Source organism: Streptomyces sp. (assembly GCF_019510245.1).
In the GTDB taxonomy this organism is placed as follows: Bacteria; Actinomycetota; Actinomycetes; order Streptomycetales; family Streptomycetaceae; genus Streptomyces.
On sequence record NZ_JAEKKT010000140.1, the window covers coordinates 77,255 to 98,831 of the forward strand.

Sequence of the window (21,577 nt, forward strand, 5' to 3'; positions counted from 1 at the left end):
GGAGGAAGACAGTGCCGACCTACCAGTACCAGTGCACCGAGTGCGGCGAGGGCCTCGAGGCGGTGCAGAAGTTCACCGACGACGCCTTGACCGAGTGCCCCAACTGCGGTGGCCGCCTGAAGAAGGTGTTCTCCGCGGTGGGCATTGTCTTCAAGGGCTCGGGCTTCTACCGCAACGACAGCCGCGGCTCCTCGTCGAGCAGCAGCCCCGCGTCGAAGTCGGGCTCGGCCTCGTCGAGCACGTCGTCGGAGTCGAAGTCGTCCGACTCGAAGGCCTCCGACTCGAAGGCGTCGTCCTCGACGTCGTCCTCGTCGGGCTCGGCCAGCAGCTCCGCCGCCTGAGACCTCACCCCTCGGACCCCGCCGTCGCGCGACAGCGGGGTCCGAGGCGTTGCCGGACCCCGGCACCTGCCCGGGCGGCCGGTTCGGGCGGGCGGCTAGTGTGCTGCGCATGGTGAACGCAGAGATCGGCGTAATCGGCGGTTCCGGCTTCTACTCGTTCCTCGACGACGTGACCGAGATCCAGGTCGACACGCCCTACGGGCCGCCCAGCGACTCCCTCTTCCTCGGCGAGATCGCCGGCCGCCGGGTCGCCTTCCTGCCCCGCCACGGACGCGGCCACCATCTGCCGCCGCACCGCATCAACTACCGGGCCAACCTCTGGGCACTGCGCTCCGTCGGCGTGCGGCAGGTGCTCGGCCCGTGCGCGGTGGGCGGTCTGCGCCCCGAGTACGGCCCGGGCACGCTGCTCGTACCGGACCAGCTGGTGGACCGTACGAAGTCCCGGGCGCAGTCGTACTTCGACGGGCTGCCGCTGCCCGACGGCGCCGTGCCGAACGTGGTGCACGTCTCGCTGGCCGACCCCTACTGCCCCACCGGCCGGACGGCGGCCCTGAAGGCGGCGCGCGGCCGGGAGTGGGAGCCGGTGGACGGCGGCACGCTCGTGGTGGTCGAGGGGCCGCGCTTCTCGACCCGCGCCGAATCGCTGTGGCACCAGGCGCAGGGCTGGTCGGTGGTGGGCATGACCGGCCACCCCGAGGCGGCGCTCGCCCGTGAACTGGAGCTCTGCTACACGTCGTTGACGCTGGTCACGGACCTGGACGCGGGCGCCGAGACCGGCGAGGGCGTCTCGCACGACGAGGTGCTGCGGGTGTTCGCGGCCAACGTGGACCGGCTGCGCGGCGTGCTGTTCGACGCCGTGGCGGCCCTGCCGGAGAACGCGGCACGGGACTGCCTGTGCACGCACGCGCTCGGCGGCATGGACCCAGGGTTCGCGCTGCCCTGAAGCGGGCCGTCGAGCGGGCCGTGACGCGGTCGCTTTCCACCGGGCGGGCAGAGGCTGAACTCCTCGTTCGGGTGGCCGAGTTGTCCACAACCGGCCAGTAGCACACCGGCTCCGGCGGGTTCCGGCGCGAGACCTCATCGTGGTCCCGCAAGCCGATTCCCGTCGCAGGTGGTGATCCCCATGTCCGTTCCCCCCTCGCTGTCCCCCGCCTTCCCCCCTCCCCTCCGCGTCCCGCGCCCGCTGGGCACGGACGCCCCCGCCACCTGCGAGGTCCCGCACTTCGAACCGGTGCGGGTACGCGGCGGGCGGTACGGGCTGGACCGGCTGCTGCGGCACCGCAGGCGGGCCCTCGCGGCCGGCCTCGCGGTCACGGCGGCGGCGCTCGTCGCGGCGGGACCGCGTGCCGCCCTCGACGCCCTGCGGGCCGAGCGGCCCCGGGGCCACCCGGTCGTCACCCAGCCGGTACGACGGCACGCCCCGCCGGTGGACATGGTGACGGCGCCGGTGCGGATCGCCGACGCGGCCACCGTCCGGCTGCTGCGCCCCGGTGACCGGGTGGACGTCATCGCCGCCGGGGATCCCGCGGCCGGCGGGGCGGCCCGGGTGATCGCGCGCGGGGTGCGCGTGACGAGGCTGCCGGAGCCGGTCGGCCCGGCGGCGGAGAGCGGGGCACTGGTCGTGCTCTCGGCTCCGCGCGACACCGCGGCACGACTGGTCGGCGCGAGCGCCACGGCACGGCTGGCGGTGACACTGTGCTGAACAGCCTGGGGCGATTTCCGGGACACTCTGTGTCAAGTCGCTCGTTCGAGCTGCGGGACTGGGCGCAATGGCCGCATGGTGACGTAGGTTGCGGAGCGCTTTGTTCCACACCCTGTGCATGTGAGGAGAGTCCCCGAGGTGATCGAGAAGAAGGAACCGAGTGTCTGGCAGGGCTTCAAGACCTTCCTGATGCGCGGCAACGTCGTCGATCTGGCAGTCGCGGTGGTCATCGGCGCCGCCTTCACGAACATCGTCAACTCGGTGGTGAAGGGGATCATCAACCCGGTGGTCGGCGCGATCGGCACGAAGAACCTCGACAGCTACAGCTCGTGCCTGAAGGAGCCCTGCAAGGTGGCCGCGGACGGCACGGTCAGGAGCGGCATCCAGATCATGTGGGGCTCGGTCCTGGGTGCCACGCTCTCCTTCGTGATCACCGCGGCGGTCGTGTACTTCCTGATGGTCCTGCCGATGGCGAAGTACCTGGCCCGGGTGGAGGCCCGCCGCAAGGCGCGGGAGGGCACGCACGAGGTGGTCGAGGTGACCGAGCTGGAGGTGCTGAAGGAGATCCGCGACGCGCTGGTGGCGCAGCGCGGGAACGGCCACATCCAGCGTTAGCGGCGCTGCCGCGGAGGCTGCGGGCGGTCGCGCGGGCGGCTCAGAGGTGGTGGGGCGGCTTCTCGTCGAGGAAACGCCTGAGGTCGGCGGCGGAGTCGCCCTCCGGGCGGTCGCCCCAGCCGCGGTCGGTGTCGTCCGACGACTGCCGGTCGAGCGGGTCGTCGAAGATCAGCGCGGGCTTCGGGTCGCGCGGCTCGGGCTCGGGGGCGCTGCTCATGCGTCAAGAGTACGGCCCGCTCGTTCCCGGCCCGCCCGCTCCCGACCCGGTCCGGCCGCCCGCGCAGCGCCCCGCACCGGACCCCGCGCGCGATAACGCCGCGGTTTTCTGCTGTGCTGGGGGGCATGACGTCGAGTTCCACCCCGGCGCCCGCCTCCCCGGGCGCGCCCCAGCCCCTCCGGCCGCTGCGCCGCCTGACCGCACGCGGGCGCGAGGAGTCCCACCGGGTCTCCTCACCGCTCGAGCTCTTCTTCGACCTGTGCTTCGTGGTGGCCATCGCCCAGGCCGGCGCGGGACTGGTGCACGCGGTCGCCGTGGGCCACGCGGGCGAGGGCGTCCTGAACTACGCGATGCTGTTCTTCGCCATCTGGTGGGCCTGGATGAACTTCACCTGGTTCGCTTCGGCCTACGACAACGACGACGCCCTCTACCGGGTCGTCACCCTGGTCCAGATCGCGGGCGTCCTGGTGCTGGCGGCCGGTGTCTCGCGGGCCTTCACGGACCACGATTTCGCACTGGTCCTGATCGGTTACGTGATCATGCGGGTGGCGCTGGCCTCGCAGTGGCTGCGAGCCGCGCGGGAGGCCGAGGGGGCGGAGCGGACCATGGCGCTGCGGTACGCGGGCGGGGTGCTGCTGTGCCAGGTCGGCTGGCTCGGTCTCGTGGTGCTGCCGGAGCACGCGCGCCCCTGGGTGTTCCTGGTGATGGCGATCGCCGAGCTGTGCGTGCCGGTGTACGCCGAGAAGAACCACAGCACCTCCTGGCACCCGCACCACATCGCCGAGCGGTTCGGGCTGTTCACGATCATCGTGCTCGGCGAGACGATCGCGGCGGCGACGGTGGCCGTGAAGTCGGCCGTGGCCGAGCACGACGCGGTGAGCGAGCTGCTGCCGATCGCGGCGGGCGGCCTGCTGATCGTGTTCTCGGCGTGGTGGATCTACTTCGTGGTGCCGATCCACGGCCATCTGCGCTCCAACAGGCAGTCCTTCCTGTGGGGTTACGGCCACTACCTGATCTTCGCGTCGGCGGCCTCGATCGGCGCCGGCATCGAGGTGGCCGTCGAGGAGGCGGTCGGCAAGGCGCACCTCTCCACGACGGCCGCGTCGGCGGCCGTGACCGTGCCGACGGCGCTGTACCTGCTGACCGTGTGGGCGCTGCACTCGCGGCACTTCAAGGTGGGTCTCGCCCAGCAGCTGGTGCTGCCGGTCACCGCGCTGCTGGTGATCTGCTGCACCTTCCTGGGCGACTGGGCGGTGCCGGCGGCGGGCCTGGTGTCGGCGGCCGCGGTGGTCACGGGCACGACCCTGACGGCGCGCACGGCCGGCCGCCGGCGCCCGGCCGACACCGCGGCGACCGCCTCCTGACCTCTCCGCGGGGGTGCCGGGCTGGGCCAGACTGGCCGTCATGACAGTTGTTGACGCATTGACGGACGTGGCCGGGCTCCGGGTGGGGCACGCCACCCGCACCGGCGAGGGCCGGCTCACCGGCACCACGGTCGTCCTGGCCCCCGAGGGCGGCGCGGTGGCCGCGGTGGACGTGCGGGGCGGGGGCCCGGGCACCAAGGAGACGGACGCGCTCGACCCGCGCAACCTGGTGCAGCGGGTGGAGGCGATCGTGCTCACCGGCGGCAGCGCGTACGGGCTCGACGCGGCGTCCGGGGTGATGGCCTGGCTGGAGGAGCGGGGGCGCGGAGTGCGGGTGGGGCCGGATCCGGCGCATGTGGTGCCGGTGGTGCCCGCGGCCTGTGTCTTCGATCTGGGGCGGGGCGGGGACTTCCGGGCCCGGCCGGACGCGGCGACCGGGCGGGCGGCGGTGGAGGCCGCCGCGGCGAGCGGGCCGGGTGCCCGGGTGCCCCAGGGGTGCGTGGGCGCGGGCACGGGCGCCGTGGCCGGGGCGCTGAAGGGCGGGGTGGGCAGCGCGAGCACCGTGCTGGACTCGGGGATCACGGTGGCCGCGCTGGTGGTGGCCAACGCGGCCGGCGCGGTCCTCGATCCGGAAACGGGGGTGTTGTACGGGGAGTTGTTCGAGGGGCGCGTGGAGTATCCCGAGGAGCGGGTGCACGAGGCCGCGCGCCGGCGGCTCGCCGAGACCGCCGCCCGGAACGCACTGCCGCCGCTCAACACCACGCTCGCGGTGGTCGCGACCGATGCCGGACTCTCCAAGGCGCAGGCGCAGAAGCTGGCCGGGACGGCGCACGACGGGATCGCGCGCGCCGTGCGGCCGGTGCACCTGCTGCACGACGGGGACACGGTCTTCGCGCTGGCGACGGGCGCGCGCCCGCTCGACGCGGGCCCGGGCGCGCTCAACGAGATCCTCGCGGCCGGTGCCGACCTGGTGACCCGCTCGATCGTGCGGGCGGTGCGGGCCGCCGGGTCGGTCGACGGGCCGGGCGGGGCGTGGCCGTCGTACAGCGAGTTGTACGGGGAGAGGTGAGAGGGTGGCGCGCCCCCGGACCGTCGTCGGCGCGTCCCGAACCTTGCGCGTAGCTGTCGATTGTCCTGGTTCTGTCACGTGATGGCGTTCGCGGGCTCCGGAGGGAACCCCGGCAGGGGCCTTGAGCCTCTTCCTCCACGCACTGGAGCGGATCACGCACATCACAAGAACTCATAAGAACCTGGAGCAGCCCGTGACATCGCCGGACATTGCAGCGCGGCGCGCACTGGGGGCCTGTGCCGCCCTGATGGTCGGCGCCCTCACCCTCACCGCCTGCGGCGGAAACGCCAACGCCGACGACAAGGGCGACGACGGCAAGGGCGGGCAGGACACCGCCGCGAAGACGTCGGCCGCGAGGATCGTGATCTCGGCGAAGGACGGTTCGACCGGCGCGTCCATCAACACGACCGGCGTGCAGGTCAGCGGCGGGAAGCTGACCGACGTCAAGATGACCGTGGCGGGGTCCGGGCAGGCCGTGGACGGCACCCTCTCGGCGGACGGCGGCAGCTGGAAGCCGAAGGAGCAGCTGGAGCGCGGCACGAAGTACGAGATATCGGCGACCGCCAAGGACTCCGGGGGGCTCACGGCGGCGGCCAACTCCATCTTCACCACCGTCAACTCGGCGAACAGCTACATCGGCACGTACACCCCGGACAACGGGACGACGGTCGGCGTGGGGATGCCGGTGTCGTTCACCTTCGACAAGGTCATCGCCGACAAGAAGGCCGTGCAGTCGCACATCACGGTCACGTCCAGCAGCGGCCAGCAGGTGGTGGGCCACTGGTTCGGGGCGCAGCGGCTGGACTTCCGGCCGCAGGACTACTGGAAGGCCGGCTCCAAGGTCACGATGAAGATCGACCTGGACGGCGTCGAGGGCGCGAACGGCGTCTACGGGGTGCAGAAGAAGACGGTGACGTTCACCGTCGGACGTTCGCAGGTCTCCACGGTGGACGCGAACACGCAGACCATGACCGTGATGCGGGACGGCAAGCTCCTCAAGTCGGTACCGGTCTCCACGGGCAGCCCGGAGCACACGACGTACAACGGGCAGATGGTGATCTCCGAGAAGTTCACCCAGACCCGGATGAACAGCCAGACGGTGGGCCTCGGCGGGGAGTACGACATCCCGGACGTGCCGCACGCGATGCGGCTGACGACGTCGGGGACGTTCATCCACGGCAACTACTGGTACAACAAGTCCAACCCGCCGTTCGGGCAGCAGGGCACCAGCCACGGCTGTGTGGGCATGGCGGACGTGCAGGGGGCGCAGGGCGACACCACGGCCAAGTGGTTCTACGACAACTCGCTCATCGGCGACGTCGTGATCGTGAAGAACTCCCCCGACAAGACCGTGCAGCCGGACAACGGGCTCAACGGGTGGAACCTGTCGTGGAGCGAGTGGACCGCGGGAAGTGCCGTCTGACCGGCACCTTTTGACTGATCGCCGGGCCGCGCGGGAACTTTTCGCGCGGCCCGCGCGTTTTCCCGGCGTACGTTTTCCCGGTTCCCGGACATGATGTCCGACCGAGGAGCTACGGTATGCACCCACAAGGTGACATGCAGCAACGCCGGGAGAAACCTTGAGCGTTCCGTACGAGACGGCAGCGTACGAACCAGCCGAGTCGCCCGAGTCTCCGGAGGAGCACCTCGCGCGGCTCCTCGGCCGTGCCCTGAACTCCTTCGAGCTGCCCGACGAGGCCATAAGGCAACTGGACTGCGCGCTGGCGCACGACAGTTCGCTGCACTCGGCGCACCACAGCGCGGGGCTGCACCGGGAGACGTACCGGCACACCTGGCTGCTGGCGGACGGCTCGGCGGTCACGCTGTGGGAGATCGTGCACAACACCGTGCCGGGCAGCGACCCGCAGCACGAGGTGTACGTCGACGAGGAGGAGCTGCGGGCCGCGACCGCGCGGCTGCCGTTGCCGCCGGACACCCCGGACTTCGAGCTGCCGGTGCTGGTGACGCTGGCGCCGGTCCCGGAGCCGAGGCACGTGTACGTGCCGGACGACTCGGCGGACCACGCGCGCCGGCTGCTGCGCCGTGCGGAGAACCCGGACCGGCCGGGCACGGAGACGGCCGACGCGCTGTCGGCGGCGTTCGCACACCAGATCACCCAGGCGTTCGGACGGCCGGGGCGGACAGGCAGGCCGGGGCTGGTCTTCTCGCTCTACGAGCACGCGTTCCTGCTGCGGGACGGCCGGGAGCTGTCCCTGTGGGAGGTCGAGCACACGGCGACGCCGGACGGCCGGCACATGTGCGAGGTGTACCCGTCGGAGGACGCGGCCCGGGACGCGATGGAGCGGCGGGCGGCGCGGCAGAGGTAGCCCGCCCTCCCGTGCCGGGAGGCTCAGCGGTGGCCCAGGCGCCGTACCAGGCCGGCGAAGGCGTCCTGTTCGGCGGGGGTCAGTTCGACGGCCTCGCGGGGCGGGGCGGCCTCGTACTGGTGCGGGAAGGCGGGGAGGGTGCGCGCGGCGTGCCAGGCGAGGGCTTCGCGGCGGTTGCGGCGCAGCAGGCGCGTCACGACGGCCGCCCAGGCGACGGTCGCCAGGGTGAGCGCGGTCATGCCGATCAGCTGGAGGGTCGAGACGTGCGCGGGCATACGCCCCAGTACACACCACGGTCCGGGACTTTGGTCCCGGACCGTGACGTATCTCGCAGGTGCCGTGAACAACTCACAGCGAATCAAAGGGACAAGACGGCGACGCGGTGCGGGGCTCAGGCCGCGACCGGCTGCCGGTCCTCCTTCGCGGTCGCGGCCGTCCCGGCGGAGCCGCCCGCCGAGGCCTGCTGGGCCGGCTTGCGCAGGCCCTTGAGGACGACGACCAGGGCCGTGGTGACGCAGACACCGGCGGCGATGGCGATCAGGTAGAGGAACGGGTTGCCGATCAGCGGGACCACGAAGATCCCGCCGTGCGGGGCGCGCAGCGTGGCGCCGAAGGCCATCGACAGCGCGCCGGTGATGGCACCGCCCACCATCGAGGACGGGATGACGCGCAGCGGGTCGGCGGCCGCGAACGGGATCGCGCCCTCGGAGATGAAGGAGGCGCCCAGCACCCAGGCCGCCTTGCCGTTCTCGCGCTCGGTCTCGGTGAAGAGCTTGCCGCGCACGGTCGTCGCGAGGGCCATCGCCAGCGGCGGGACCATGCCGGCCGCCATGACCGCCGCCATGATCTTCATCGCGGAGTCACTGGGGTTGGAGACCGCGATACCGGCGGTGGCGAAGGTGTACGCGACCTTGTTGACGGGGCCGCCGAGGTCGAAGCACATCATCAGGCCGAGCAGGGCGCCGAGCAGGATGGCGTTGGAGCCGGAGAGGCCGTTCAGCCAGTCGGTCATGCCCTTCTGCGCGGAGGCGATGGGCTTGCCGACCACGACGAACATCAGGAAGCCGACGATCGCCGTGGAGATCAGCGGGATGACCACCACCGGCATGATGCCGCGCAGCACCTTCGGGATGTCGATCTTCTGGATCGCCATCACCACGCCACCGGCCAGCAGACCGGCGACGAGGCCGCCGAGGAAGCCGGCGTTGATCGTGGAGGCGATCATGCCGCCCACGAAACCGGGGACCAGGCCGGGCCGGTCGGCCATGCCGTAGGCGATGTAGCCCGCCAGGACGGGCACCAGGAAGCCGAAGGCGACGGCGCCGATCTGGAACATCAGGGCGGCCCAGCTGTCGGTCTGCGTCCACACGAAGTGGTTGAGCACCGACGGCGCCGACTTGACCTCGTAGCCGCCGATCGCGAACCCGAGGGCGATCAGCAGACCGCCGGCCGCGACGAACGGGACCATGTAGCTCACGCCGGACATCAGCCACTTGCGCAGCTTGGTGCCGTAGCCCTCGCCGGCCTCGCCCGCGCGCTCCACCGGGGTGGCCGGGGCGGAGCCGGACGTCACCTCGCCGCGGGCCGCCTTGGCGCGGACCTCGCCGATCAGCTCGGCGGGGCGGTTGATGCCTGCCTTCACGCCGACGTCGACGGTCGGCTTGCCGGCGAAGCGGTCCTTGTCGCGGACGGGCACGTCGTGCGCGAAGATCACGCCGTCCGCCGCCGCGATGGCCTCGGGGTCGAGCCGGGTGAAACCGGCCGAGCCCTGCGTCTCGACGACGAGCTCGACGCCCGCCTCGCGGCCCGCGTTCTCCAGCGACTCGGCCGCCATGTAGGTGTGGGCGATGCCGGTCGGGCAGGAGGTGACGGCGACGATGCGGAACGGGCGCTCACCGGCCTTGGGGCCTGCGTCCCCGGTGGCCGCTGCGGTGCCGGCGGAGGCCGCCACCGGCGCCGCAGCGGGGTTCTGAGGGGCGCTCGCGGCCGCCGCCGCGCCCTCGGTGGGCGCGGGCGTCTCGTCGCCGCGGATCAGCGCTGCCGCCGTCCGCGCGTCGCCCGCCGACCGCAGCGCGTCCGTGAACTCGCTGTTCATCAGCTGGCGGGCCAGCGAGGAGAGGATCGTGAGGTGGGCGTCGTCGGCGCCGGCGGGGGCCGCGATCAGGAAGATCAGGTCGGCCGGGCCGTCGGGGGCGCCGAAGTCGACGCCGGCAGCGCTGCGCCCGAAGGCCAGCGTCGGCTCGGTGACGTGGACGCTGCGGCAGTGCGGGATGCCGATGCCGCCGTCGAGACCGGTCGGCATCTGGGCCTCGCGGGCGGCCACGTCGGCGAGGAAGCCCTCGAGGTCGGTCACCCGGCCCAGGGCCACCATGCGCTCGGCGAGGGCGCGCGCCGCCGCTTCCTTGGTTTCGGCGGACAGGTCGAGATCGACCAGGTCCGCGGTGATCATGTCGCTCATCGCGGGCTCCTATGCACGCGTATCGCCCGGAGTGTGGGGTGGGCGGGGGTGGGGACGGGGGTGCCGTGGGGGGCGGGTCGGGAGACGGGGCCGGGGAAGCCCCGCCTCCCGGGGACGGCGGGGCGGCTCAGGGTGCCCCGCCGGCCCGTCGGCGCGGCGAGTAACGAGACGCCCTGCCGCTCCTGGGCCGGTTGTCGGCGGGCGGCGCCGGGCAGGGGCGCGGCGGGGTGGGCGGTCGTACGAATCTGGGTCCTCATGACACCGGCTCCGTCAGTTCGCGGTCGACGGGTACGACGTCGGTGACGGTGACCGCCGTCGGGTCCAGGTCGGCCGGGGTGGGCATCACGCTGCCGGGCAGCTGGACGGCGGCGGCGCCGTGCGCTACGGCGGAGACGAGGGCCTTCGGGCCGCTGCCACCGGCGACGAGGAAGCCGGCGAGGGAGGAGTCGCCGGCGCCGACGTTGCTGCGCACGGTGGCCACGCGGGCGCTCGCGAACCAGGCGCCCCCGTCCTCCACGAGCAGCTGGCCGTCGGCGCCCAGGCTGGCGAGGACGGCGCGGGCTCCCATACCGCGCAGTTCCTCGGCCGCCTTCAGCGCGTCGCCCACCGTCGCCAGGGGGCGCCCGACGGCCTCCGCCAGCTCCTCGGCGTTCGGCTTCACCACGTCGGGCTGCGCGCGCAGCGCCTCGAGCAGCGCGCGCCCCGAGGTGTCCAGCGCGATGCGTGCGCCCCCGGCGTGGGCCCGGGCGACGACATCGGCGTACCAGGAGGGCGCGAGCCCGCGCGGCAGGCTGCCGCAGCAGGCGATCCAGTCGGCGTCGCGGGACTGCTCGCGCACGGTCTCCAGGAGCAGTTCCTGCTCCTCGGCCGAGAGTTCCGGGCCCGGCGCGTTGATCTTGGTGAGCACCCCGTCGGACTCCGCGAGGGCGATGTTGGAACGGGTGGCCCCGGCGACCGGGACCGGCGCGACCTCGATGCCCTGGGCGTCGAGCAGGTCGGCGATCAGGGCGCCCGGCGCCCCGCCCAGGGGCAGGACGGCGACCGTGCGGCGGCCGGCGGCGGCGACCGCGCGGGAGACGTTGACGCCCTTGCCGCCGGGGTCCATGCGCTCGCCGGAGGCGCGGATGACCTCGCCGCGCTCCAGGGCCGGGACCTCGTAGGTCCGGTCGAGGGAGGGGTTGGGGGTGACGGTGAGGATCATGCCCGTACCGATCGTGGTGCTCGTGGTGCTCATGCTCGTACTACTTCCGTGCCGCCGCGCTCGATGGCGGCGGCGTCCTCGGGGCTCAGTCCGCTGTCGGTGATCAGCAGGTCCACGTCGCCCATGTCGCCGAAGCGGGCGAAGTGCTCCTGGCCGTGCTTGGCGGAGTCGGCGAGCAGGACCACCCGGCGGGCCGCGGCGACGGCCGCCCGCTTGACCGCGGCCTCGGCGAGGTCGGGGGTGGTCAGGCCCTGGTCGGCGGAGAAGCCGTTGGCGGCGACGAAGAGGACGTCGGCCCGGATCTCGCTGTACGCGCGCAGCGCCCAGGCGTCCACGGCGGCGCGCGTACGGTGCCGTACGCGCCCCCCGACGAGGTGGAGCTGGATGCCGGGGTGGTCGGCGAGGCGCGCCGCGATCGGGAGGCTGTGGGTGACGACGGTGAGGGCCGCCTCCAGCGGGATGGCCGCGGCCAGGCGGGCGACCGTGGACCCGGCGTCGAGGATCAGGGTGCCCTCGGTCGGCAGTTCCGGCACGGCGGCCTTGGCGATGCGGTCCTTCTCGTCGGCCGAGGTGGACTCGCGTTCGGCGAGGTCCGGCTCGAAGTCGAGCCGCCCGGCCGGGATGGCACCGCCGTGCACCCGGCGGACGAGGCCGGCACGGTCGAGGGCCTTCAGGTCACGGCGGATCGTCTCCTGCGTGACCTGGAACTCCTCGGCGAGCGACACGACGTCCACCCGGCCGCCGTCACGGGCGAGCCGGAGGATCTCCTGCTGCCGTTCCGGTGCGTACATGCCCTGCGCCTCCGCTCCGAGATACGTGCCACCGACGTCCGGTTCATGTCCGACTCGCGCCTGACTCATGTCCGACCGCGTCCGACTGATGCCCGAACTTGTGGTTTCGCGAGGAGGCTACGCCGGGATTTCCGGAAAGTAAACAGGTTCGGGCCGCAAACGGACATGATCGGGCGTTCGGCCTGTTCAGGGCGGCTCGGAGGCGCCTCCCAGGGATCGGAGGCGCCTCCCAGGATGTCCACGCGGAAGGGCAGGCGCCCTCCGGCGCCGGGCCCTTCGACCGGAGGCGGTCAGTGGACGAGCTCGGGCCTCTCCTCCGCGGCGGGGAGCGGTGCCTCGCTGTCGTCCGCCTCCAGGTGCTGCGCCGGGCGTTTCGGCAGGGCGGACATCAGGAGGAAGATCACGGCCAGGACGGCGGCCACCCAGAGCAGGGCGTGCCGGAAGGCGTCCGCGAAGGCCGGACCGACCCCAGAGGAGGTCAGGCGGTCGTCGACGACGCCGTAGAAGACCACCGAGACCAGGCCGAGGCCGAGCGCGTTGCCCATCTGCTGCACGGTGTTGATCAGGCCGGAGGCGGAACCGGCGTGCTCGCGCGGCACCTCCGAGAGCACCGCGTCCGTCAGCGGGGCGACGATCAGGCCCATGCCCGCACCCATCACGACCAGCGGCAGGGCCATCTGCCAGGAGGCGATGGCGAGGCCGTAGCGGTGCGACTCCCAGACGTAGAGCAGCACCCCGAGGCCCATCAGCAGGGCGCCGGCCTGGAGCACCTTGCGGCCGAAGCGCGGGACCAGTTTCTGCACGGACAGCCCGGCCGCGACCGAGACGGAGATCGAGAACGGCACCCCGGTCAGACCGGCGTGCAGCGGGCTCCAGCCCAGGCCGACCTGCATGTACAGCGTCCAGACCAGGAAGAAGATGCCGAGTGCGACACCGAAGACGGTCTGCACGGCGATGCCGGCCGCGAAGCTCTTCACCGTGAACAGGGACGGTTCGATGAGCGGGGAGCCGTCGCGGGCCGCCTTGCGGCGTTCGTAGGCGACCAGTACGGCGAAGACGACGAGTGCGCCGGTCATCGACGCGTACCCCCACAACGGCCAGCCGAGCTCACGGCCGCGGGTCAGCGGGTAGAGCAGCATCAGCAGGCCGACGGTGACCAGGGCGACGCCGACGAGGTCCAGCCGCAGCGCGCGCGGGGCCTTGGATTCGCCGATGTAACGGCGGCCGAGGAGCAGGGCGGCGACACCGACCGGGAGGTTGATCAGGAAGATCGGGCGCCATTCGAGGCCGAGGAGGTCCCACTCGGTGAGGAGCGCGCCGAGCAGCGGGCCGGAGACCGCGCCCAGGCCGACGATCGCGCCGAACAGGCCGAAGACCTTGCCGCGCTCGTGGGCCGGGAAGGTGGCGTGCACGATCGACAGGACCTGCGGGACCATCAGCGCGGCCATGGCGCCCTGCAGGATGCGGGAGGCGACCAGCATTTCCGGGTTCGCGGCGAAGCCGCAGAGGGCCGAGGCGAGGGTGAAGCCGGCGACGCCGATCAGGAACAGCCGTTTGCGGCCGTGGATGTCGCCGAGACGGCCGCCGGTGATCAGGCCGGCGGCGAAGGCGAGGGCGTAGCCGGCGGTTATCCACTGGATCTGGCTGAAGGAGGCACCGGCGTCCCGCTGGATGGAGGGGATGGCGATGTTGACGATCGTGACGTCGACGAGGTCCATGAAGGCGGCCGTCATGACGATCGCCAAGGCCAGCCAGCGGTGCGGTGCACCGGGGGAGGCCGACGGTTCGAGCGCCGTCGGGGTCGGTGTGGTGGTGGTGTCCGTGCCGGTTCGTCGTGGCTGATTGCGCACCGCGGCGGAGCCGCTGATCGATACAGTCCCGTGCCCCTTCAGGGCGCCTGTGGCCGTGGAAGTCATGTTCGTACCGTAGGGACGCACTAGGCCAGATTCTGTCCTAGTGGTGAGGCATGCTCGGGTGCATGACGACAGACACTCCCGCTCGGCTGCTCCAGTTGCTGTCTCTTCTCCAGACACCCCGTGAATGGCCCGGCGGTGAGCTCGCCGACCGTCTCGGGGTGTCGCGGCGTACCGTGCGGCGCGACATCGACCGGCTGCGGGAGCTGGGGTATCCCGTCGAGGCCAGCAAGGGGGCCGACGGGGGCTACCGGCTGGTCGCCGGGAAGGCGATGCCGCCGCTGCTGCTCGACGACGAGGAGACCGTCGCCATCGCGGTCGGGCTGCGGGCCGGGGCGGGGCATGCCGTGGCGGGGGTGGACGAGGCGTCGGTGCGGGCGCTGGCGAAGCTGGAGCAGGTACTGCCGGCCCGGCTGCGGCACCGGGTGACCACGCTCCAGGCCGCGACCACACCGCTGACCAGCGGGGACGGGGCGAGCATCGCGCCCGAGACGCTGACCGTGATGGCGTCGGCGGTCGCGGGGCGGGAGCGGTTGCGGTTCGCGTACCGGGCGGCGGACGGGAGTGAGACCCGGCGGCAGGCGGAGCCGTACCGGCTGGTGTCGACGGGGCGGCGGTGGTACCTCGTGGCGTACGACCTCGATCGCGGCGACTGGCGGACGTTCCGGGTCGACCGGGTGAGCGAGCCGTTCGCCACCGGGGCGCGGTTCGCTCCGCGGGAGATGCCGACGGGGAGTGCGGCGGAATACTTGCGGCGGTCCATCCAGCGGCGGCAGGAGACGTACCGGTTCGCTGTCGCGTTCGCCGGGTCGGCGGCGGAGGTGGGGGCCCGGCTGCCGGGGTGGCTGGGGACGCCGGTGGCCGAGGAAGGGGGCGGCGGCTGGTGCGTGCTGCGGGGGGACACCGGGGAGCCGGTGGAGTGGCTGGCCGTGCGGCTGGCGACGGTGGGGTGCGAGTTCGTGGTGCGGGAGCCTGCGGAACTGGTGTCGTGCGTGCGGGAGTTGGGGGGCCGGTTGAGCCGGGCCGGGGGCGGGTGAGGAGTGCGGGTGGGTGGGGCGGGGGGTGGGGAGGCTTACCGGCGCTTGCAGGGTGCCACCCCCAGCCTTCGGCCGGGGGACCCCCAGCGCCCACCCGTGCCGCCCTGCGGCACGCCTGCCCGCAGCTATGTATGCAGCTGACGCGACTGCAGCGCCCCGTCAGGGGCGCTGGGGGTACCCCCAGCCGAAGGCTGGGGAGGAACTGCGCGACCAGCCCCCACCCGCCCGCAGCCGAACGGCTACGTGCCGCCGGGGCCCTCCCACGCGAACCCTCGCAGTGCCGTCAGGTTCTGGAGCGCCAGGGCCGCCGGCCCCTCCGGCCCCGTGGGGGCGGCCGTGCCCGACGCCCAGGACTCGACCGCCACCCGCACCGCCGCGCCGGCCACCGCCGCCGCGAAGCGGAGGTGAGCAGGCGGGGCAACGTTGTCGGCCGGGGTGGACGTGCGTTCCGCCAGGATCGACGTCAGGAGCTGGTCCGAGGACTGGCACACCTCCGCCCACACCTTCCGCAGCGCCGGGCTCGTGTCGGCCAGGTGGATCAGCGTGCGGACCCAGTCCCAGGAGGCCGCGGAGACCCCGGCGCCAGGCAGCAGGGTGTGCCGGACGGCGTGCTCGAGGGCCTCGGGGACGGAGAGGGACGCGGGGGCCGACCGTACCGCCTCCGCCCAGCGGCGGGCGCCCGCCGCGTAGAGCGGGGCCACCGCCTCCTCCTTCGTGGCGAAGTAGCGGTAGAACGTGCGGGGTGCGATGCCCGCGGCGTGTGCGATGTCCTCGGCGCGCGTGGCCCGCAGTCCCCGCCGTACGAAGAGGCCTGCGGCCGCCCGGGCGATCTCCATGCGGGTCTCCGCCTTGCGCCGTTCCGTGAGGGAGAGGGGGGCGGGGTCCTGCGTGGGGGTGCTGCCGGTGGTGCTCATCTCGGCAGGCTATGCCCATGTGGCAGAATCTGCCATCCGGTGGTTCACCCCGTGGTTCAGGTACGGGGTGAACCACCGTTTCAGCATGCCCGGCGGCACCGGGCCAGGGCAATCACGGGCCCAGCGCCCCAGCGGGGAGCCCTGGCGGGAAGCCCTTGTGGAGAGCCTCCGCGCAGAGGTGGAGCCGGGCTCCGGCACCCGGGGGGGTTGGGCGCCGGAGCCCGGCTCGGGGAGAGTCCCGGCGCCGGGGGGATGGTGCGTCGGGACGTGGCTTGTTGGAGCGAGGGGGGGCGTCCGGGTCGTCGTGGTCCGTCGGCGGCTGCCGCCCCGTCAGGAGCCTTCGGCCGCGCGGGAAGTGGTCCACCCTGGACCTCGACTCCCCGGCCCTGGATGGTTGTTCCCTACACGCGGAGCCCCGAAGCGACGGTACCGCGCCATGTTTGCGCCGTCTTTCGCCACCCGGCGCACGCGCCCCGACGTGAGTGGAGCCTCGCGCGCACTGGTCACGCGAGCCCCACTCGTGCGAACCCCCTGCCCCCGTACAACTCCCTTACGCCGCCGGCTCGAACCCGGTGGAGCGAGCCAGCTTCTTCAGCTCGAGGAGCGCGTGCTTCTCGATCTGGCGGATGCGCTCACGGGTCAGGCCGTGCTCCTTGCCGACCTCGGTCAGCGTGCGCTCACGGCCGTCCTCGATGCCGTACCGCATCTTGATGATCGAGGCCGTGCGCTGGTCCAGGCGGCCGATCAGGTCGTCCAGTTCCTCGCTGCGCAGCAGGGTCAGGACGGACTGCTCGGGGCTGACCGCCGAGGTGTCCTCCAGGAGGTCGCCGAACTGGGTGTCGCCGTCGTCGTCCACCGACATGTTCAGCGAGACCGGGTCACGGGCCCAGTCCAGCACGTCGATCACGCGCTCCGGCGTGGAGCCGAGCTCGGTGGCGATCTCGGCGGGCTCCGGGTCGCGGCCGTTCTCCCGGTTGAACTCGCGCTGGACGCGGCGGATCCGGCCGAGCTCCTCCACCAGGTGGACGGGGAGCCGGATGGTGCGGGACTGGTCGGCGATGGAGCGGGTGATCGCCTGGCGGATCCACCAGGTGGCGTACGTCGAGAACTTGAAGCCCTTGCGGTAGTCGAACTTCTCGACGGCTCGCACCAGGCCGGCGTTGCCCTCCTGGATCAGGTCCAGGAGCGGCAGACCGCTGCGCGGGTAGCGCCGCGCGACGGCCACGACCAGGCGGAGGTTGGAGCGGATGAAGACGTCCTTCGCCCGCTCACCGGCGGCGACGAGCGCCTCCAGCTCCTCGCGGGTGGCGTCGGACGCGGACTCCTCCTCGCCGTCGAGGACCTGCCGCGCGAACACACCCGCCTCTATGGTCTGGGACAACTCGACTTCCTTGGCGGCGTCGAGGAGCGGTGTGCGCGCGATCTCGTCGAGGTACATGCCGACCAGATCGCGGTCGGCGATCTCGCCGCCATGGCCGCGAACGCCATGGGCGCGAACACTGCTTGCCGAGTCGGCCGTCTCGCCGGTGGCGGCGGACTGACGACGGGCGACGGCACGGGTTGCCATGCGTGCTCCCTTGCGATGGTGGGCGGGCGGGTGGTCCTGTCGGTTCTTCTCGGTCCTTCAGCGAATGCTCGGCACTCGGACTGCAGCGCCCCGGAACTCCACTTCTGGAACTCCTCGGACTGTCGTCGAGTGCCCGGCATCTGAAGGAAACAACGACTGGAATCCGGACAGAATTCCCATGCTGCCCCCCGATTTTTCTGATCATGCAGTACCCTGTGCGACCACGTGAGGAGGCGCGGTGCCGTCAGAACGTACAGAGGTGCAGGTCAGACCGGGAGCCGAGGGGGACCTCGTAACCCTCACGGAGATCTACAATCACTACGTTCGTGAGACGCCCATCACATTCGACACGGTGGCCTTCACGCCGGAAGAGCGTCGTCCGTGGCTGCTCTCCCACCCGGAAGACGGCCCGTACCGCCTGATGGTTGCCACGTCAGCGGACTCACAGGAGATTCTCGGGTACGCCACGTCCAGCCCCTACCGAGCGAAACCGGCCTACGCGACCTCCGTGGAGACCACGGTGTACGTCGCCCCGCAGGCCGGCCGGCGCGGTGTGGGCACGCTCCTCTACAAGGCCCTCTTCGAGGCGCTCGCGGGCGAGGACGTGCACCGCGCCTACGCGGGCATCGCGCAGCCGAACGAGGCGTCCACCCGGCTGCACGAACGCTTCGGGTTCCGGTACGTCGGCACGTACCGCGAAGTGGGCCGCAAGTTCGGCCGCTACTGGGACGTGGCCTGGTACGAGCGCCCGCTCTGACGGCGCGAGGAGCTCACCCGAACTGCACGGACCGCTTCGCCATCCCCATCCAGAACCCGTCGATCACCGACTTCTGCGCGTCCAGCTCGCCGCCCGCCTCCGCCGCGCCCATGGTGACGAAGAGCGGGGCGAAGTGCTCGGTGCGCGGGTGGGCGTAGCGGCCGGCCGGGGCCTTGTCGAGGAAGTCGAGGAGGGCGTCCCAGTCACGGTTCTCCAAGGCGCGGTGCCCCCAGTCGTCGAACTCGGAGGACCAGGTCGGCACCCCGCCTCCGGTGTGGCGCAGGGCGGCCAGGTTGTGGGTGAAGAAGCCGGAGCCGACGATCAGCACGCCCTCGTCGCGCAGCGGGGCGAGCCGGCGGCCGATCTCCATCAGGCGGACCGGGTCGAGGGTGGGCATGGAGATCTGCAGGACGGGGATGTCGGCGGCCGGGAACATCTCCACCAGGGGCACGTAGGCGCCGTGGTCGAGACCGCGGTCCGGGATGTCCTGCACGGGGGTGCCGGGGGCGCGCAGCAGCTTGCGCACGGACTCGGCCAGCCCGGGCGCGCCGGGGGCCTCGTACCGCACCTCGTAGTAGTGCTTCGGGAATCCCCAGAAGTCGTAGACGAGGGGGACGGTCCGCACGGCACCGAGGGCGAGGGGGGCCTCCTCCCAGTGGGCGGAGACCATCAGGATCGCCTTGGGACGGGGGAGGCCGGCGCTCCACTCGGCGAGCTCGCCGGGCCAGACGGGGTCGTCGGCGAGCGGCGGCGCGCCGTGGCTCAGATAGAGGGCGGGCATGCGCTCCGGTGCGGCGGCGGACATGGCGGCGGCTCCCTCCGGGTGCCGGGCTGCCTTCCCGGCCCCCATCCTTCGACTCTTCACGCGACGACTGCTTTAACTCTCAAGCTTTCCGTGCCTCAGTTTACGCCCCACTTGTTTAAGTTTCAAGGAGAGGCCTCGTACAGTGGGACACATGACTACGGCATCCGGATCCGCCACCACGCAGAGCCGCTGGCTCACCGACCACGAACAGCGCGTCTGGCGCTCGTACCTGCACGCCACGACCCTGCTGGAGGACCATCTGGACCGTCAGCTCCAGCGTGACGCGGGGATGCCGCACATCTACTACGGCCTCCTCGTCGGGCTCGCCGAGGCTCCCGGGGGACGGCTGCGGATGACCGAGCTGGCGATGAAGGCCAAGATCACCAGGTCCCGGCTCTCGCACGCCATCGCCCGCCTGGAGAAGAACGGCTGGGTACGGCGGGAGGACTGCCCCTCCGACAAGCGGGGCCAGTTCGCCGTCCTGACCGCCGAGGGCACCGAGGTGCTGCGGCGCACCGCGCCGGGCCATGTGGCCGCCGTACGGCAGGCGCTGTTCGAGCGGCTGACGCCGGAACAGCAGCAGGCCCTCGGCGAGATCATGCAGATCGTCGCCGAGGGCCTGCAGCCCGACGAAGCGGGCGCGGACCTGCCCTGGCTCCGCTGAGGAGCTCAGGGACAGGTCCGCGTGCGGGTACCCTACGGTCGTTCGCTCAGAGGCTCAGTGGGCGATCACCGGGACCGCCACCTCGTCCTCCGCGCCGTCCCCGGAGGCCACCGGCGTGGCTTCCGGCTTGCCGGCGTTGACGAGGGCGACCACGATCACCGAGGCCAGCACCAGCATGCCGACGGCGACCCAGATCGCGTTGGCGTAGCCGTGCACCGCGCCCTGCATCTGGACCAGCTGCTGCTGGGACCTGGAGGTGGCGGTCGCGATGTGGTCCTTGATGTACGACGTCGTCGCGGACGCGGCGATCGTGTTCAGCAGGGCGGTGCCGATGGCGCCGCCCACCTGCTGCGAGGTGTTGACCATCGCGGAGGCGACACCGGCGTCCCGGGGCTCGACGCCGAGCGTGGCCAGGGACATGGCCGGCATGAACGCCGTACCCATGCCGAGACCGAGCAGCACCATCGCGGGCAGGATCGTCGAGGCGTACGACGAGCCGATCTCGATCTGGGTCATGACCAGCATGCCGGCCGCGGCGACCAGGAAGCCGGGGCCCATCAGCGCCCGGGCCGGGACCCGGGTCATCAGCCGGGTGCCGATCTGGGTGGAGCCGATCATCATGCCCGCGATCATCGGCAGGAAGGCGAAGCCGGTCTTGATCGGCGAGAAGCCCTTGATGACCTGGAGGTAGTAGGTCAGGAAGAGGAAGGTGCCGAACATCGCGATGATCGCGACGCCGAGGGAGAGGTAGATACCGCCGCGGTTGCGGTCGAGGACCACGCGCAGCGGCAGCAGCGGGGCCTTGACCCGCATCTCGGTGACGACGAACGCGATCAGCAGCACCGCGGAGGCGACGAACAGGCCCACGGTGGTGGCGTCGCCCCAGCCGTCGGACTCGGCGCGGGTGAAGCCGTACACCAGCGAGACCAGGCCCAGGGTGGACAGGAGCACGCCGGGGATGTCGAGCGGGTTGCGGTTGCGGCCGCCCTCCGGCTCACGGATGACGAAGTAGGCGCCGAGCGCAGCGACGATGGCGAAGGGGATGTTGACGAAGAACGTCCAGCGCCAGTCGAGGTACTCGGTGAGCACGCCGCCGAGGATGAAGCCGACGGCGCCGCCGCCACCGGCGATCGCACCGTAGATACCGAAGGCCTTGGCGCGCTCCTTGGCGTCCGTGAACATCACGGCGAGCAGGGAGAGCGCGGCCGGGGCGAGCATGGCGCCGAAGACGCCCTGGAGGGCACGGGCGCCGAACATCATGGCGCCGCTGGTCGCGGCGCCGCCGAGCGCGGAGGCCGCGGCGAAGCCGGTCAGGCCTATGACGAAGGCCCGCTTGCGGCCCCACAGGTCGGCGATACGGCCACCGAAGAGGAGGAGGCCACCGAAGGCGAGGGCGTAGGCCGTGACGACCCACTGCCGGTTGCCGTCGGAGATGCCCAGGTCGGACTGGGCGGAGGGCAGCGCGATGTTCACGATGGTGGCGTCGAGGACGACCATCAGCTGGGCGAGCGCGATGAAGACGAGCGCTTTCCAGCGGTTGGCATCACCGGACTGCGCCGGTGCGCCAGGAGCCTTGGCGGCTGTTTCAGACATGGGGGTACCCACTTCGTGACTTCATGACGGAAAGTCGATGGTTCGTGACGGGAAAACGGATCGGTGAAGCGCTGGCTGGGTGGTCGGCGCGGGACACAAGGACCGCGTGTTCGGTGCGGCACCAGGGCCGCGTGATCAGTGCGGAACAGGGACCGCGTGTTCGGTGCGGAACCAGGGCCGTGTGAGGTGGGACCGGTGTTCGGTCCGGAACTGATCGGCCCCTACGGGACTGTGCTGTCGCT

Annotated in this window: 21 protein-coding genes; 11 read left to right on the top strand and 10 right to left on the bottom strand. The window is 72.1% G+C overall.

Annotated features, from left to right (window positions below):
- The first annotated feature begins 11 nt into the window (after positions 1-11).
- The 4 genes from JF597_RS22435 (at position 12) to mscL (ending at position 2,658) form a co-directional block, all read left to right on the top strand.
- Positions 12-341, top strand: a complete 330-nt coding sequence (locus JF597_RS22435) for an FmdB family zinc ribbon protein (RefSeq protein WP_293997487.1) — start codon at positions 12-14, stop codon at positions 339-341.
- Between the two features lie 109 nt (positions 342-450).
- Complete coding sequence (locus JF597_RS22440) at positions 451-1,284, top strand: S-methyl-5'-thioadenosine phosphorylase (RefSeq protein ID WP_293997490.1); 834 nt, start codon at positions 451-453, stop codon at positions 1,282-1,284.
- Positions 1,285-1,464: 180 nt separating this feature from the next.
- The gene (locus JF597_RS22445; protein ID WP_293997492.1) at positions 1,465-2,043 is read left to right on the top strand and encodes a hypothetical protein; all 579 of its coding nucleotides are present in this window, start codon (positions 1,465-1,467) and stop codon (positions 2,041-2,043) included.
- Positions 2,044-2,181: 138 nt separating this feature from the next.
- Positions 2,182-2,658, top strand: a complete 477-nt coding sequence (mscL, locus tag JF597_RS22450) for a large conductance mechanosensitive channel protein MscL (RefSeq protein ID WP_293997717.1) — start codon at positions 2,182-2,184, stop codon at positions 2,656-2,658.
- A gap of 40 nt (positions 2,659-2,698) precedes the next feature.
- On the opposite strand, the gene JF597_RS22455 is transcribed toward mscL, so the two are convergent.
- Complete coding sequence (locus JF597_RS22455) at positions 2,699-2,875, bottom strand: hypothetical protein (protein ID WP_293997495.1); 177 nt, start codon at positions 2,873-2,875, stop codon at positions 2,699-2,701.
- Positions 2,876-3,000: 125 nt separating this feature from the next.
- On the opposite strand from JF597_RS22455, the gene JF597_RS22460 reads away from it, so the two are divergent.
- The 4 genes from JF597_RS22460 (at position 3,001) to JF597_RS22475 (ending at position 7,635) form a co-directional block, all read left to right on the top strand.
- A complete protein-coding gene (locus JF597_RS22460) occupies positions 3,001-4,239 on the top strand; it encodes a low temperature requirement protein A (RefSeq protein WP_293997497.1) in 1,239 nt (412 codons plus the stop codon).
- Between the two features lie 40 nt (positions 4,240-4,279).
- On the top strand, positions 4,280-5,308 hold the full coding sequence (locus JF597_RS22465; RefSeq protein ID WP_293997500.1) for a P1 family peptidase: 1,029 nt from the start codon (positions 4,280-4,282) through the stop codon (positions 5,306-5,308).
- A gap of 193 nt (positions 5,309-5,501) precedes the next feature.
- Positions 5,502-6,731, top strand: a complete 1,230-nt coding sequence (locus JF597_RS22470; protein ID WP_293997502.1) for an Ig-like domain-containing protein — start codon at positions 5,502-5,504, stop codon at positions 6,729-6,731.
- A 157-nt stretch (positions 6,732-6,888) separates the two neighbouring features.
- Positions 6,889-7,635, top strand: coding sequence for a DUF6227 family protein (locus JF597_RS22475; RefSeq protein ID WP_293997505.1), 747 nt, complete (start codon positions 6,889-6,891; stop codon positions 7,633-7,635).
- A gap of 23 nt (positions 7,636-7,658) precedes the next feature.
- Here the strand turns inward: JF597_RS22475 and JF597_RS22480 are convergent, their stop codons facing one another.
- From JF597_RS22480 to JF597_RS22500, 5 genes are all read right to left on the bottom strand, one after another.
- Complete coding sequence (locus JF597_RS22480; RefSeq protein WP_293997508.1) at positions 7,659-7,910, bottom strand: hypothetical protein; 252 nt, start codon at positions 7,908-7,910, stop codon at positions 7,659-7,661.
- A 116-nt stretch (positions 7,911-8,026) separates the two neighbouring features.
- Positions 8,027-10,093 (bottom strand): PTS fructose transporter subunit IIABC, encoded by a 2,067-nt coding sequence (locus JF597_RS22485; protein WP_293997510.1) that lies wholly within the window; start codon positions 10,091-10,093, stop codon positions 8,027-8,029.
- 253 nt (positions 10,094-10,346) lie between these two features.
- Positions 10,347-11,294, bottom strand: a complete 948-nt coding sequence (gene pfkB / locus JF597_RS22490; protein ID WP_293997719.1) for a 1-phosphofructokinase — start codon at positions 11,292-11,294, stop codon at positions 10,347-10,349.
- 29 nt (positions 11,295-11,323) lie between these two features.
- A complete protein-coding gene (locus tag JF597_RS22495) occupies positions 11,324-12,085 on the bottom strand; it encodes a DeoR/GlpR family DNA-binding transcription regulator (RefSeq protein WP_293997721.1) in 762 nt (253 codons plus the stop codon).
- Between the two features lie 290 nt (positions 12,086-12,375).
- Positions 12,376-13,818, bottom strand: coding sequence for an MFS transporter (locus JF597_RS22500; RefSeq protein WP_366916437.1), 1,443 nt, complete (start codon positions 13,816-13,818; stop codon positions 12,376-12,378).
- Between the two features lie 245 nt (positions 13,819-14,063).
- Here JF597_RS22500 and JF597_RS22505 point away from each other — a divergent pair, with 245 nt between their 5' ends.
- Complete coding sequence (locus JF597_RS22505; protein ID WP_293997516.1) at positions 14,064-15,035, top strand: YafY family protein; 972 nt, start codon at positions 14,064-14,066, stop codon at positions 15,033-15,035.
- A gap of 239 nt (positions 15,036-15,274) precedes the next feature.
- Here JF597_RS22505 and JF597_RS22510 read toward each other — a convergent pair whose 3' ends face one another.
- Both JF597_RS22510 and JF597_RS22515 read right to left on the bottom strand, forming a co-directional pair.
- Complete coding sequence (locus JF597_RS22510; protein ID WP_293997723.1) at positions 15,275-15,871, bottom strand: TetR family transcriptional regulator; 597 nt, start codon at positions 15,869-15,871, stop codon at positions 15,275-15,277.
- A 628-nt stretch (positions 15,872-16,499) separates the two neighbouring features.
- Positions 16,500-17,516 carry a sigma-70 family RNA polymerase sigma factor gene (locus tag JF597_RS22515; RefSeq protein WP_293997519.1) on the bottom strand — a complete coding sequence of 339 codons (1,017 nt, stop codon included), beginning with the start codon at positions 17,514-17,516 and terminating at the stop codon, positions 16,500-16,502.
- A gap of 238 nt (positions 17,517-17,754) precedes the next feature.
- Between JF597_RS22515 and JF597_RS22520 the strand changes: the two genes are divergently transcribed.
- Positions 17,755-18,273 (top strand): GNAT family N-acetyltransferase, encoded by a 519-nt coding sequence (locus JF597_RS22520; protein WP_293997522.1) that lies wholly within the window; start codon positions 17,755-17,757, stop codon positions 18,271-18,273.
- A 13-nt stretch (positions 18,274-18,286) separates the two neighbouring features.
- Here the strand turns inward: JF597_RS22520 and JF597_RS22525 are convergent, their stop codons facing one another.
- On the bottom strand, positions 18,287-19,078 hold the full coding sequence (locus tag JF597_RS22525) for a class III extradiol ring-cleavage dioxygenase (RefSeq protein WP_293997524.1): 792 nt from the start codon (positions 19,076-19,078) through the stop codon (positions 18,287-18,289).
- 151 nt (positions 19,079-19,229) lie between these two features.
- On the opposite strand from JF597_RS22525, the gene JF597_RS22530 reads away from it, so the two are divergent.
- Positions 19,230-19,742, top strand: coding sequence for a MarR family transcriptional regulator (locus tag JF597_RS22530; RefSeq protein WP_293997526.1), 513 nt, complete (start codon positions 19,230-19,232; stop codon positions 19,740-19,742).
- Between the two features lie 54 nt (positions 19,743-19,796).
- Here JF597_RS22530 and JF597_RS22535 read toward each other — a convergent pair whose 3' ends face one another.
- On the bottom strand, positions 19,797-21,335 hold the full coding sequence (locus tag JF597_RS22535; protein WP_293997529.1) for an MFS transporter: 1,539 nt from the start codon (positions 21,333-21,335) through the stop codon (positions 19,797-19,799).
- Between the last annotated feature and the right edge of the window lie 242 nt (positions 21,336-21,577).